Annotated in this window: 12 protein-coding genes and 1 pseudogene; 6 read left to right on the top strand and 7 right to left on the bottom strand. The window is 66.3% G+C overall.

What is annotated here, in order from left to right:
• The first annotated feature begins 65 nt into the window (after positions 1–65).
• The 4 genes from AWB95_RS24105 to AWB95_RS10330 all read left to right on the top strand — a co-directional run bounded on the left by AWB95_RS24105 (position 66) and on the right by AWB95_RS10330 (position 3410).
• Positions 66–161, top strand: coding sequence for an Ms4527A family Cys-rich leader peptide (locus tag AWB95_RS24105; RefSeq protein WP_420799413.1), 96 nt, complete (start codon positions 66–68; stop codon positions 159–161).
• Positions 162–274: 113 nt separating this feature from the next.
• A complete protein-coding gene (locus tag AWB95_RS10340) occupies positions 275–1942 on the top strand; it encodes a nitrite/sulfite reductase (protein WP_062539357.1) in 1668 nt (555 codons plus the stop codon).
• On the top strand, positions 1939–2667 hold the full coding sequence (locus AWB95_RS10335) for a phosphoadenylyl-sulfate reductase (RefSeq protein WP_062539358.1): 729 nt from the start codon (positions 1939–1941) through the stop codon (positions 2665–2667). Before AWB95_RS10340 ends, AWB95_RS10335 begins: the two co-directional genes overlap by 4 nt.
• Positions 2646–3410 carry a sirohydrochlorin chelatase gene (locus AWB95_RS10330; protein WP_084707024.1) on the top strand — a complete coding sequence of 255 codons (765 nt, stop codon included), beginning with the start codon at positions 2646–2648 and terminating at the stop codon, positions 3408–3410. Before AWB95_RS10335 ends, AWB95_RS10330 begins: the two co-directional genes overlap by 22 nt.
• Before the next feature lie 76 nt (positions 3411–3486).
• Here the strand turns inward: AWB95_RS10330 and AWB95_RS10325 are convergent, their stop codons facing one another.
• The 6 genes from AWB95_RS10325 to AWB95_RS10305 form a co-directional block, all read right to left on the bottom strand.
• Positions 3487–4539, bottom strand: a complete 1053-nt coding sequence (locus AWB95_RS10325) for a sulfate/molybdate ABC transporter ATP-binding protein (protein WP_085168157.1) — start codon at positions 4537–4539, stop codon at positions 3487–3489.
• Positions 4536–5351 (bottom strand): sulfate ABC transporter permease subunit CysW, encoded by an 816-nt coding sequence (gene cysW / locus AWB95_RS10320; protein ID WP_062540849.1) that lies wholly within the window; start codon positions 5349–5351, stop codon positions 4536–4538. Before cysW ends, AWB95_RS10325 begins: the two co-directional genes overlap by 4 nt.
• Positions 5348–6175 carry a sulfate ABC transporter permease subunit CysT gene (cysT, locus tag AWB95_RS10315; RefSeq protein WP_062540850.1) on the bottom strand — a complete coding sequence of 276 codons (828 nt, stop codon included), beginning with the start codon at positions 6173–6175 and terminating at the stop codon, positions 5348–5350. The genes cysW and cysT overlap by 4 nt, the downstream gene beginning before the upstream one ends.
• Positions 6172–7200 (bottom strand): sulfate ABC transporter substrate-binding protein, encoded by a 1029-nt coding sequence (locus AWB95_RS10310; protein WP_062540851.1) that lies wholly within the window; start codon positions 7198–7200, stop codon positions 6172–6174. Before AWB95_RS10310 ends, cysT begins: the two co-directional genes overlap by 4 nt.
• Before the next feature lie 123 nt (positions 7201–7323).
• Positions 7324–7416 carry an Ms4533A family Cys-rich leader peptide gene (locus AWB95_RS24100; protein WP_373280794.1) on the bottom strand — a complete coding sequence of 31 codons (93 nt, stop codon included), beginning with the start codon at positions 7414–7416 and terminating at the stop codon, positions 7324–7326.
• Between the two features lie 111 nt (positions 7417–7527).
• Positions 7528–7731 (bottom strand): hypothetical protein, encoded by a 204-nt coding sequence (locus AWB95_RS10305; RefSeq protein WP_062540852.1) that lies wholly within the window; start codon positions 7729–7731, stop codon positions 7528–7530.
• A 103-nt stretch (positions 7732–7834) separates the two neighbouring features.
• On the opposite strand from AWB95_RS10305, the gene AWB95_RS10300 reads away from it, so the two are divergent.
• Together AWB95_RS10300 and AWB95_RS10295 are read left to right on the top strand one after the other, a co-directional pair.
• A complete protein-coding gene (locus AWB95_RS10300) occupies positions 7835–9835 on the top strand; it encodes a glycoside hydrolase family 15 protein (protein ID WP_062540853.1) in 2001 nt (666 codons plus the stop codon).
• A gap of 143 nt (positions 9836–9978) precedes the next feature.
• On the top strand, positions 9979–10566 hold the full coding sequence (locus AWB95_RS10295) for a PepSY domain-containing protein (RefSeq protein WP_139818477.1): 588 nt from the start codon (positions 9979–9981) through the stop codon (positions 10564–10566).
• An 89-nt stretch (positions 10567–10655) separates the two neighbouring features.
• Here AWB95_RS10295 and lepA read toward each other — a convergent pair.
• Positions 10656–12576, bottom strand: a pseudogene (lepA, locus tag AWB95_RS10290) (translation elongation factor 4).
• Between the last annotated feature and the right edge of the window lie 14 nt (positions 12577–12590).

Genomic DNA, 12590 nt, shown 5'->3' with positions numbered 1-12590 from the left:
GCTCACGGTGACAAAAACTTCGACCTGTTGAAACGGCCCGCCGCGGTCTGTGGCACAATGGCCGAGTGATCGCCGCCCACCGCAGCCAATTCCGTATTGCCCTGGTGGCGCGTCGGCATATCGATCTCAAGCGTGTCTGCAGCTGTCGCTGTCTGCCTTGATGTCGTAGACCCGCCCACCTGTACTTGCAGCTGGCTGCCGGATCTGCGCCGCCGGGACAGCCACCGGTGATCCGCGCGGTCCATGCCGGCCCCTCCGCGAAGGAGACCGCCGAATGACGACCACCCGCCCGGCCAAGAGCCGCAGCGAAGGCCAGTGGGCGCTCGACGAGCGTGAGCCGCTCAATGCCACCGAGCAGCTCAAGTTCGACGATGCACCACTGAACGTGCGTGCCCGCATCGAAAACGTCTACGCCCAGCAGGGTTTCGACAGCATCGATAAGACCGATCTGCGTGGCCGGTTCCGTTGGCTGGGGCTCTACACCCAGCGCGCGGAGGGCTACGACGGGACCTGGACCGGCGACGAGAACGCCGACCTCCTCGAGGCCAGCTACTTCATGATGCGGGTGCGCACGGACGGCAAGCCGTTGTCGGTCGCGGCAATGCGCACGCTGGGACAGATCTCCACCGAATTCGCCCGCGACACTGCCGACATCTCGGATCGGGAAAACCTGCAGTGCCACTGGATCGAGATCGAAAACGTCCCGGAGATCTGGAAACGGCTGGAGGCCGTCGGCCTGCAGACCACCGAGGCGTGCGGCGACTGCCCCCGCGGGATGCTCGGCTCGCCTCTGGCCGGTGACTCCCTCGACGAGGTCCTCGACGCCACCCCGGCGCTCGACGAGATCGTGCGCCGCTACGTCGGCAAACCGGAGTACGCCAACCTGCCCCGCAAGTACAAGACGGCGGTGTCGGGCCTGCAGGATGTGGCGCACGAGATCAACGACGTGTCGTTCATCGGCGTGCGGCATCCCGAGCACGGGCCGGGCCTGGACCTGTGGGTCGGCGGCGGACTGTCCACCAACCCGATGCTGGCCCAGCGGGTCGGCGTCTGGGTGCCGCTCGACGAGGTTCCCGACGTGTGGGAAGCCGTCACCTGTGTGTTCCGCGACTACGGCTATCGACGCCTGCGCTCCAAGGCACGGCTGAAGTTCTTGATCAAGGACTGGGGTGTCGAAAAGTTCCGCGAAGTCCTCGAAACCGAGTACCTCAAGCGGCCGTTGATCGACGGACCGGCCCCCGAACCCGTCAAGCACCCGATCGACCACGTCGGCGTACAGCGACTCAAGAACGGGCTCAACGCGATCGGGGTTGCCCCGATCGCCGGGCGGGTGTCCGGTAGCACCCTGTCGGCGGTGGCCGACCTCATGGAGCGCGCCGGCTCCGACCGCGCGCGTTTCACGGCGTACCAGAAGCTGATCATCCTCGACGTGCCTGACGCGTTGCTCGACGAGACGATCGCGGGCCTGGACGCGCTGGGCCTGCCGTCGCGGCCGTCGCACTGGCGCCGAAACCTGATGGCCTGCAGTGGAATCGAGTTCTGCAAGCTGTCGTTCGCCGAGACCCGCGGCCGCTCCCAGGTGCTGGTGCCCGAGCTGGAACGCAAGCTCGAGGACGTCAATGCACAACTCGACGTGCCGATCACGATCAACATCAACGGCTGCCCGAACTCGTGTGCACGAATTCAGGTCGCCGACATCGGTTTCAAGGGCCAGATGGTCGACGACGGCCACGGCGGTTCGGTGGAGGGCTTCCAGGTGCATCTGGGCGGCAGCCTCGGACTGGACAGCGGGTTCGGCCGAAAATTGCGCCAGCACAAGGTCACCAGCGACGAACTGCCCGACTACATCGACCGCGTGGTGCGCAACTTCGTCAAACAGCGCGACGAAGGGGAGCGGTTCGCGACATGGGCGGCACGGGCCGACGAGGCGGATCTGCGATGAGCTTCACCGAGGCGGAGCTGCGGGAGCTGGCCGAGCGCGGCGCAGCCGAGTTGGACGGCGCCAGCGCCACGGACCTGCTGCGCTGGACCGACGAGAACTTCGGCGGGGTCCACGGACCGCGGCCGTCGGCGACCTGTAACTACGTGGTGGCCTCCAACATGCAGGACGCGGTGCTGGTCGATCTGGCGGCCAAGGTGCGCCCGGGTGTGCCAGTGCTGTTCTTAGACACCGGGTATCACTTTGTGGAGACCATCGGCACCCGCGACGCGGTCGAGGCGGTCTACGACGTCCGGGTGCTCAACGTGACCCCCGAACACACCGTCGCCGAGCAGGACAAGCTGCTGGGCAAGGATCTGTTCGCCCGCGAGCCCAACGAGTGCTGCCGGCTGCGCAAGGTCGAGCCGCTGTCCAAGGCACTGCGCGGCTACTCCGCCTGGGTGACCGGCCTGCGCCGCGTCGAGGCGCCCACCCGCGCCAACGCGCCGCTGATCAGCTTCGACGAGGCGTTCAAGCTGGTGAAGGTCAATCCGCTGGCGGCATGGACCGACCAGGACATGGACGACTACATCGCCGAGAACGACGTGTTGGTCAATCCGCTTGTCTACGAAGGTTATCCGTCGATCGGTTGCGCTCCGTGCACGGCCAAGCCAGTGGAGGGGGCCGATCCGCGCAGCGGCCGCTGGCAAGGGACCGGCAAGATCGAATGCGGGTTGCACGCGTCGTGACTTCGCTGATATTTGGCGCCGACCCGCGGCACTCGGCCGCGCCGAGCTTGCGATCGCCGCTTGTGCTAACCGCCCACGGCAGCAGGGATTCCCGGTCGGCGGCCAATGCCCGGGCCGTCGCCCGTCGGCTACGCGTGTTGCGACCGGGCCTTGACGTGCGCGTCGCGTTCTGCGAGCTGAACACGCCGGCCCTGCCCGAAGTGCTGACGCCGGGTGCGGTGGTTACCCCGTTCTTGCTGGCCGATGCCTACCACGCCCGCATCGACATCCCTTCGCAGATCGCGGGTTTCGCCGGTGTGCGGCAGGCCGAGGTGCTCGGAGAGGACGATCGGCTGGTGGCGGTAGTGCGCGAAAGGCTAAGCGGCGTCGGAGTTTCGCCGCTTGATTCCGGGCTCGGCGTGGTGGTGGTCGCGATCGGCTCCTCGCATGCATTGGCGAACGTGCGCACCGCGTCCGTCGCGGCAAAGCTGTCGGCGGGCACCCGCTGGGCGGGTGCGACGACGGCGTTCGCCACCTCATCTGATTCGATCGCCGGCGCTGTTTCCGATTTGCGGCGGCGTGGCGCCCGGCGACTGGTGATAGCGCCGTGGTTTTTGGCGCCGGGACGGCTGCTCGACCGGGTGTCGGACTACGCGCGCGACAACGGTATCCCGATGGCCGCAACCCTGGGCGCCCACCGGATGGTCGCGGAAACCGTGCTGGACCGCTACGACGAAGCATTGGCCGAGCCCATCGCGGCGTGACGGACTCACCCAGATCGACGTTTTGCAGCCAAAGCTCGGGTAGCGGCCTGTAAAACGTCGATCTCGACGCGAAAACCTATGCCAGCGCGTCGGCCACCGGTGATCTGACTTCCCCTGCGATCGGCGGCACCCGGGTGGCGGCCACGTAGACGGTGTCCCCCTCCCGCAAGGCCAGCGCCTCGGCGTCGCCGCGGGTGATCTGCGCGGTGAACGGCCCGCCCGTGGCCGCATTGGTCAGCTCCACCCGAACCTCGAAGCCCAGCATCACGACTCGATCGATCGTGGCTCGGACCACGCCGGCCGCCTCGGCGGCAGCGTCGCTGGCGGCGATCTTCATGTCGGGTCTGCGCCCGACACGGATGTCGTGCGGACGAACCAGTGTGCCGTTGAGCGAGGACACCGCTCCCAGGAAGGACATGACGAACGCGTTCGCCGGAGTGTCGTAGACCTCGGCCGGCGACCCGACCTGCTCGATACGGCCCTTGTTGAGCACCGCGATGCGGTCGGCGACATCAAGTGCCTCGGCCTGGTCGTGGGTCACCAGCACGGTGGTGACATGCACTTCGTCGTGCAATCTTCGCAGCCAGGACCGCAGATCCTCGCGGACTTTGGCATCCAGTGCACCGAACGGCTCGTCGAGCAGCAGCACCTGCGGGTCGACGGCCAGCGCGCGGGCCAGCGCCATCCGCTGGCGCTGTCCGCCGGAGAGTTGGTTGGGGTAGCGGTTCTGAAATCCGGACAGGCCCACCACCTCGAGCAGGTTGTCCACTTTCTTGGTGATCTCGGCTTTGGGCCGCCGGCGGATCTTCAACCCGAACGCGACGTTGTCGCGCACGCTCAAATGCTTGAACGCCGCGTAGTGCTGGAACACGAACCCGATACCGCGCCGCTGCGGTGGCACCCGGGTGACGTCGCGGCCGTTGATCGTGATGGTTCCGGTGTCGGGCTGGTCGAGTCCGGCGATGGCGCGCAGCAGTGTCGACTTGCCCGACCCGCTGGGTCCCAGCAGTGCCGTCAGCGAGCCCGCGGGCACCGTGAAGTCGACGTTGTCGAGCGCGACGAAGTTTCCGTGACTCTTGTTGGCGCCCTGCACGATGATCGCGTTGGTCCCATCGGTTTTCGCGGTCATGCGACCTCCTTGCCTACCCGCCTGACGTCCAGCAGCACCTGGACGATCAGCACTACCACCGATACCGCCATCAGTAACGTCGACAACGCGTAGGCCCCGTACTCGGCGCCCCGGTTGTAGCGGTCGGATACCAGCAGCGTCAATGTCTGCGACTTGCCCGGCAGATTGGACGACACCATCAGCACCGCGCCGTACTCGCCGAGCGTCCGGGCGATGGTCAGCACGATGCCGTACGTCAGGCCCCACCGGATCGACGGCAACGTGATCCGCCAAAACGTCTGCCACCACGACGATCCCAGCGTTGCCGCCGCCTCTTCCTGATCGGTGCCCAGCTCGTGCAACACCGGTTCGACTTCGCGCACCACAAACGGCAGGGTGACGAAAACACTGGCCAGCACAATTCCCGGCAAACTGAAGATGATCTTCAGACCGAAATCTCGCTCCACAAAGCCCAGCACGCCGGCCGACCCCCACAGCACGATCAACGCCACGCCCACGATGACGGGTGAGACCGCGAACGGCAGGTCGATGATGGCCTGCAGCAGGCCCTTGCCGCGAAACCGGTTGCGCGCCAGCATCAACGCCGTCGGGATACCGAAGATCACGTTCAGCGGCACCACGATCGCGACCACCAGCAGCGACAGCTGCAGCGCCGAGATCGCCGCGGGGGTGCTGACCCAGGCGTAGAACTGGCCGAGGCCGGGTGAAAAGGTTCGCCACAGGATCAGCGCCACCGGCACGATCAGCAGCACGGCGATATAGCCGAGCGCAACAGAGCGCAACAAATAGCGGACGCGCGATGAGTTCGTCATGGCGCCAGCTCCTCGCGTTTGGCGGCGCGCGCTCCCACCGTACGCAGTATGAACAACACCACAAACGAAATGCTCAGTAGCACAATGGATATCGCCGCAGCTCCGGTGCGGTCGTCGTTCTCGATCAGGGTGCGGATCCACTGGGAGGACACTTCGGTCTTGCCCGGCACCGCCCCACCGATCAGCACGACCGAGCCGAATTCACCGATGGCCCGCGAAAACGCCAGCCCGGCACCGGACAACAGCGAGGGCGTCAGCGACGGCAGCACCACCGAGGTGAAGATCGTCGTGTCGTTGGCGCCCAGTGACGCCGCCGCTTCCTCGGCCTCGCGGTCGATTTCGAGCAGCACCGGCTGCACGGCGCGCACCACGAACGGCAACGTGACGAATGCCAGGGCCACCGCCACGCCCCATCCGGTGTGCTGCAGATGCAGGCCGACGGGACTGTGCGGACCGTAGAGGGCCAGCATCACCAGGCTGGCGACGATCGTCGGCAACGCGAACGGCAAATCGATGATGGTGTCCACCAGCCGCTTGCCGGGGAAGTCGTCGCGCACCAGCACCCAGGCGATCAACAGGCCGAACACCAGATTCAAAACGGTGACGCCGGCCGAAATCAACAAGGTCACCCGGAACGACTCCAGCGCGGCATTGGAACTGACCGCCAGCCAGAACGCGCGCCAGCCGCCGCCGACGGCCTGCCAGCAGATTGCGGCCAGCGGCAACAGCACGATCACCGACAGCCACCCCATCGCCACGCCGACGCGCAGCGACGTGCCGCCGCGGCGCGCGTCGCTCAGATTGGGTATCAGCGTCGCCGTCATCCGGTGGCCCGCATGTAGATTCCGGTGATGCTGCCGCTGTTCTTGTCAAAAAGTCGGGGGTCCACAGTGTCCCAGCCGCCGAGATCGGTGATCGTCCACAACTTGAGCGGCACCGGGAACTGGCTGCGGACCTCGGCGGCCACGGCCGGGTCGACGGGCCGGAAACCGGCCTGCGCCCACAGCTTCTGCGCCTTTTCGGTGTACTGGAAGTTCTTGAACGCGGTCGCGGCGTCCAGGTGGGCGCTGCTGGTCACCACCGCCAGCGGGTTCTCGATTTTGAAGGTCTGCGGCGGGTTGATGTGCGTGACCGGCTTGCCTTGCCGCTCAGTGGCGATGGCCTCGTTCTCGTAGCTGATCAGCACGTCGCCGCTGCCCTGCACGAAAACGTCGGTGGCCTCGCGCCCCGAGCCGGGACGCAGTTTGACGTGCTGGCTCACCAATTTGTTGACGAAGTCGACACCCGCCTGGGGATTTCGGCCGCCCTCACTCTTGACCGCGTACGGGGCCAGCAGATTCCATTTGGCCGACCCCGAACTCAACGGGCTGGGCGTGATGACTTCCACGCCGGGCCTCAACAGATCGTCCCAGTCCTTGATGTTTTTCGGATTGCCCTGCCGCACCACCAAGGTCACCACCGACCCGAACGGAATGCCCTTGGTGGCGTCCTTGTCCCAATCCTTGGAAACCTTGCCCGCCTTGACAAGCCGGGTGATGTCCGGTTCGACCGAGAAGTTGACGATGTCGGCGGGCTTACCGGCGGCGACGCCGCGCGACTGGTCGCCCGAGGCGCCGTAGGAGCTGATCACCTGCACGCCCTTGCCCTCCTGGGAGGCGTTGAACGCCGGAATCACCTTGCTCCACCCCGGTTCCGGTGCTGAGTAGGCGACCAGCGTGATGCTGGTGCGCGCATTGGCCGGCCCGCCGCCGCCGACGACGTCGCTGGCGCCCCCCTGGCACGCCGCCGCCACACCGACGCCGGCGGCGACGGCGATGACGCGCGAGGCAGCCTTGACGAAGTTGAGCATTGGACCTTTCCGTGCCGGGCTTTCGGATAACAATCCCGTCGCTACGGAAAGGCTCTGGTCTGAGTGATCAGTGATTGCCGGATTCCGCCGACACCGACGCCAGACCGCGCGCGGGTATTTCAGTCAGCGACAACAGTGCACGTCGGCTACAGCGCAATCCCCCACGGCAATGAGCGCCAAGACATAGCACTCTTTGTTGCCGGTCGCTGTATGCATGGCGCGAAGCCTAACAGAATCCGCCGGATCAGCGCGTCAGCCACCAGGTGACGATCACCAGGACCACCAGTGTGACCAGCACCAACGTCACCTGCGAGCGCGGCATGCCGGTCATCCCGCCCCTTCGTCGCTATGACGGGCGCGGCGCATCAGCCGAATGCCGCGGCCCAGCAACGCGTCCAGCACGAACGCGACGAGGTAGGCCAACGCCAGCACAACCGGCATCACCACGATGGTCTGCAGGACGAACCCGAGCCCGGATAACCACAACTCGACGCCGTCCCACCAACTGAGGAACCCGTCCACCGGGCTCACCCTATTCCCCGCGGCGGGCTAAACCAACGCACCCGAGTTCGCCAGGCGGGACACACCCCGGCCCTAGTGGACGCCGGCCAGGCCGGCAGATGATGATGTCGGCATGGTCCTGCACGCCGAGTCTGCCGACGCGACCTCCGAAGGCAGCGTTGCGCCGTTCACCCTCACGTCCCCGGTGCCGTTCACGCCCGGCGGCTCGCTGCGGAACCCTTTCCCGCCGATCGCCGACTACGCGTTTTTGTCCGACTGCGAGACGACGTGCCTGATTTCGCCGGCCGGTTCGGTGGAGTGGCTGTGCGTGCCGCGGCCGGACTCGCCGAGCGTCTTCGGCGCGATCCTGGACCGCAGCGCCGGCCACTTCAGGCTGGGCCCGTACGGCGTCTCGGTGCCCTCGGCGCGGCGCTACCTGCCCGGCAGCCTGATCATGGAGACCACCTGGCAAACCCACACCGGCTGGCTGATCGTGCGTGACGCGCTGGTGATGGGGCCCTGGCACGACATCGAGCGGCGGTCCCGCACGCATCGGCGCACCCCGATGGACTGGGACGCCGAGCACATCCTGCTGCGCACTGTGCGCTGCGTGTCCGGCACCGTCGAGCTGATGATGAGCTGCGAGCCGGCGTTCGACTACCACCGGGTCGGCGCCGCCTGGGAATACTCGGCCAACGCCTACGGCGAAGCGATCGCACGGGCCAAACAAAACCCCGACGGCCATCCGACGCTGCGGCTGACCACCAATCTGCGGATCGGGCTGGAGGGCCGGGAAGCGCGGGCGCGCACCCGACTCAAGGAGGGCGACGACGTGTTCGTCGCGCTCAGTTGGTCCAGGCACCCGGCGCCGCAGACCTACGAAGAGGCCGCCGACAAGATGTGGCAGACCACCGAGTGCTGGCGGCAGTGGATCAACATCGGCAACTTCCCCGACCATCCGTGGCGGGCGTATCTGCAGCGCAGCGCGTTGACGCTGAAGGGTTTGACGTACTCGCCGACCGGCGCGCTGCTGGCGGCCAGCACCACCTCGCTTCCGGAAACCCCGCAGGGCGAACGCAATTGGGACTACCGGTATGCCTGGATCCGCGACTCGACGTTCGCGTTGTGGGGCCTCTACACGTTGGGTCTGGACCGTGAGGCCGACGACTTCTTCGCGTTCATCGCCGACGTGTCGGGCGCCAACAACGGTGAACGCCATCCGCTGCAGGTGATGTACGGCGTCGGCGGCGAACGCAGCCTCGAAGAATCCGAACTGCATCACTTGTCCGGCTATGATCACGCCCGCCCGGTCCGGATCGGCAACGGCGCCTACAACCAGGAACAGCACGACATCTGGGGCAGCATCCTCGACTCGTTCTACCTGCACTCCAAATCGCGTGAGCAGATTCCCGAGACGCTGTGGCCGGTGCTGAAAAAGCAGGTGGAAGAGGCGGCCAAGCACTGGCGTGAACCCGACCGCGGCATCTGGGAGGTGCGCGGCGAACCGCAGCACTTCACGTCGTCGAAGGTGATGTGCTGGGTGGCGCTGGACCGCGGTGCCAAGCTGGCCGAACGGCAGGGCGAGAAGAGCTACGCCCAGCAGTGGCGGGCGATCGCCGAGGAGATCAAGGCCGACATCCTCCAGCATGGAGTCAACTCGAACGGGGTGTTCAAGCAGCACTACAACACCGACGCGCTGGACGCCTCGCTGCTGATGGTGGTGCTCACCCGGTTCCTGCCGCCGGACGACCCGCGGGTGCGCGCGACGGTGCTGGCCATCGCCGACAACCTCACCGAACAGGGCCTGGTGCTGCGCTACCGGGTCGAGGAGACCGACGACGGGCTCACCGGCGAGGAGGGCACGTTCACGATCTGCTCGTTCTGGCTGGTGTCGGCGCTGGTCGAAATCGGCGAGGTGAGCCGCGCCAAGCATCTGTGCGAACGGCTGTTGTCGTTCGCCAGCCCGCTGCATCTCTACGCCGAGGAGATCGAGGCGCGCACCGGCAGGCACTTGGGCAATTTCCCGCAGGCGTTCACCCATCTGGCGTTGATCAACGCGGTCGTGCACGTGATCCGCGCGGAGGAAGAGGCCGACTCCACCGGAGGCTTCCAGCCCGCCAACGCACCGATGTAGATCGCTTTTTTGCGCGAGCGTGCGTGTCTCCGGTCGACACGCCGACGCGCGCGCCGGGAATACGCACGCTCGCGCCAAAGGTGGAAATCCTTGGGCCCCCGCGCGTTCCACTCAGCCCGGCGTCGGCGCGGTACGGTGCATTAATGGCTGCTATGAGACCTCGATTCGCGGTTCGGACCGCATTCGTTTGCATCACACTGCTGGCACTGGCTGGGTGCGGCCACGGCGGCAAGCCCGCCGCGACGTCGGCGACCACCACCTCCGGCGCGTCGTGGGCCCGTCCGGACGCGCCGCCCGACCCGCACACGTTGTTGCGTGCCGGCGCCACAGCGGTGGGCACCGTGCCGAACAGCGTCCTGACCTACATCGCAAGCGAAACCGAAGACGAGGGAACCTGGAAGACGCGGGTGGTCGCGCCGGATGGCACCGAGCAGCAACTGAAAATCGGGGTCGACGGTGTCACGGTGCTGGTGGGGCCGACGCCGAAGAACGATAGCGACGCCGACAAGGCCCAGCACCGCTCACTTGTCCAAGCTGCCCATCTGGACTATCAGGCCGCCGTGAACAAGATGCTGGCCGTGGTCCCCAACGGCTCCATCACCGAGTTGAAGCTCGACAACACCGACAACACCACCGTGTGGGACGGCCACGTCTGGGACACCAATCTGGTCGGGCACAAAGTCACGATCAGCGCGGCGTCGGGTGAACTGGTCGCGAACAAGCAGGAGTAGCCGCCCCGTGCTTCTGGGCGAGCGTGCGTGGACCCGGAATCCTTCCGTATTTGAACCTGGGACACGCACGCTCGCGGGAGAAGTGGGCGCTACTTCTTCGCCTTGTCCCCCGCCGCGTCGGCCGACAGCGCGGCGACAAAAGCTTCCTGCGGCACATCGACCCGCCCGATGGTCTTCATCCGCTTCTTGCCTTCCTTCTGCTTTTCCAGCAGTTTGCGCTTGCGGGTGATGTCACCGCCGTAGCACTTGGACAACACATCCTTGCGGATGGCCCTAATGTTTTCCCGCGCAATGATTTTCGAGCCGATCGCAGCCTGCACCGGAACCTCGAACTGCTGGCGCGGAATGAGTTCTTTGAGTTTGGTGGTCATCTTGTTGCCGTAGGCAGCCGCGGCGTCGCGGTGCACGATCGCGCTGAACGCGTCGACGGGCTCACCCTGCAACAGGATGTCGACCTTGACCAGCGCCGCCTCCTGCTCGCCGGCCTCCTCGTAGTCGAGGCTGGCGTAGCCGCGGGTCCGCGATTTCAGCGAATCGAAGAAGTCGAAGATGATCTCGCCCAACGGCATCGTGTAGCGCAGCTCGACCCGCTCCGGCGACAGGTAGTCCATCCCGCCCAGCTCGCCGCGCCGTGACTGGCACAGTTCCATGATCGTGCCGATGAATTCGCTGGGCGCGATGATCGTGGTCTTGACCACAGGTTCGTAGACGGTGCGAATCTTGCCCTCCGGCCAGTCCGACGGATTGGTCACAATCGTCTCCGTCCCGTCGTCCTTCACCACCCGGTACACCACGTTCGGCGACGTCGAGATCAGGTCGAGGTCGAATTCGCGTTCCAGCCGCTCGCGGGTGATCTCCATGTGCAGCAAACCCAAAAAGCCGCAACGGAATCCGAACCCGAGCGCCACCGAGGTTTCCGGTTCATAGGTGAGCGCCGCGTCGTTGAGCTGCAACTTGTCCAGCGCGTCACGCAGGTCCGGGTAGTCCGACCCGTCGACGGGATACAACCCCGAATACACCATCGGCTTGGGTTCGCGGTAGCCGATCAGCGGTTCGGTGGCGCCGTGGCGGGCGGTGGTCACGGTGTCGCCGACCTTGGACTGGCGCACGTCTTTCACCCCGGTGATCAGGTAGCCGACCTCACCCACGCCCAGCCCGTCGGAGGCCTTCGGTTCCGGCGAGACGATGCCCACCTCGAGCAGCTCGTGGGTGGCGCCGGTCGACATCATCGCGATCCGCTCACGCGGGGTGATCTTGCCGTCGACAACCCGCACATAGGTCACCACGCCGCGATAGATGTCGTAGACCGAGTCGAAAATCATTGCCCGGGTGGGGGCTTCGGCGTCGCCGACTGGCGGTGGAACCTGCTTGACGACGGCGTCGAGCAGTTCGGGCACCCCCTCGCCGGTCTTGCCGGAGACCCGCAGCACGTCGTCGGGTTCGCAGCCGATGATGTGGGCGATCTCGCCGGCGTAGCGGTCCGGGTCGGCGGCCGGCAGGTCGATCTTGTTGAGCACCGGGATGATCGCCAGGTCGCGGTCCAGCGCCAGGTACAGGTTGGCCAGCGTCTGCGCCTCGATGCCCTGCGCGGCGTCCACCAGCAGCACCGCCCCTTCGCAGGCGGCCAGCGCGCGGGACACCTCGTAGGTGAAGTCGACGTGGCCCGGGGTGTCGATCAGGTGCAGGACGTGGTCGGTGTCCCCGACTCGCCAGGGCAGGCGCACATTTTGCGCCTTGATCGTGATCCCCCGTTCGCGCTCGATGTCCATCCGGTCCAGGTACTGCGCCCGCATGGACCGCTCGTCGACGACTCCGGTCAGCTGCAGCATCCGGTCGGCCAGCGTGGACTTGCCGTGGTCGATGTGGGCGATGATGCAGAAGTTCCGAATCTGCGCCGGCGCGGTGAAGGTCTGGTCGGCGAAACTGCTGATGGGAATCTCCTGGTACGACGGGTGGCAAGGGGCGGCTCGCGGGTAAGTCCAGGGTATCGAGGCAGCACCTTCGGGACACAATCGCGCCGGGCG

This window comes from Mycobacterium celatum, from assembly GCF_002101595.1.
Lineage (GTDB): Bacteria > Actinomycetota > Actinomycetes > Mycobacteriales > Mycobacteriaceae > Mycobacterium > Mycobacterium celatum.
This window is presented reverse-complemented; position numbering and strand designations above follow the sequence as displayed.

Bases quoted from the DNA above. Each gene is read 5' to 3' on its own strand.
- AWB95_RS24100 (WP_373280794.1), bottom strand. From the start codon at position 7,416: ATGCATACAGCGACCGGCAACAAAGAGTGCTATGTCTTGGCGCTCATT.
- AWB95_RS10335 (WP_062539358.1), top strand. From the start codon at position 1,939: ATGAGCTTCACCGAGGCGGAGCTGCGGGAGCTGGCCGAGCGCGGCGCA.
- AWB95_RS10330 (WP_084707024.1), top strand. From the start codon at position 2,646: ATGCGGGTTGCACGCGTCGTGACTTCGCTGATATTTGGCGCCGACCCG.
- AWB95_RS10340 (WP_062539357.1), top strand. From the start codon at position 275: ATGACGACCACCCGCCCGGCCAAGAGCCGCAGCGAAGGCCAGTGGGCG.
- cysT (WP_062540850.1), bottom strand. From the start codon at position 6,175: ATGACGGCGACGCTGATACCCAATCTGAGCGACGCGCGCCGCGGCGGC.
- AWB95_RS10325 (WP_085168157.1), bottom strand. From the start codon at position 4,539: ATGACCGCGAAAACCGATGGGACCAACGCGATCATCGTGCAGGGCGCC.
- AWB95_RS10300 (WP_062540853.1), top strand. From the start codon at position 7,835: ATGGTCCTGCACGCCGAGTCTGCCGACGCGACCTCCGAAGGCAGCGTT.
- AWB95_RS10295 (WP_139818477.1), top strand. From the start codon at position 9,979: ATGGCTGCTATGAGACCTCGATTCGCGGTTCGGACCGCATTCGTTTGC.
- cysW (WP_062540849.1), bottom strand. From the start codon at position 5,351: ATGACGAACTCATCGCGCGTCCGCTATTTGTTGCGCTCTGTTGCGCTC.
- AWB95_RS10310 (WP_062540851.1), bottom strand. From the start codon at position 7,200: ATGCTCAACTTCGTCAAGGCTGCCTCGCGCGTCATCGCCGTCGCCGCC.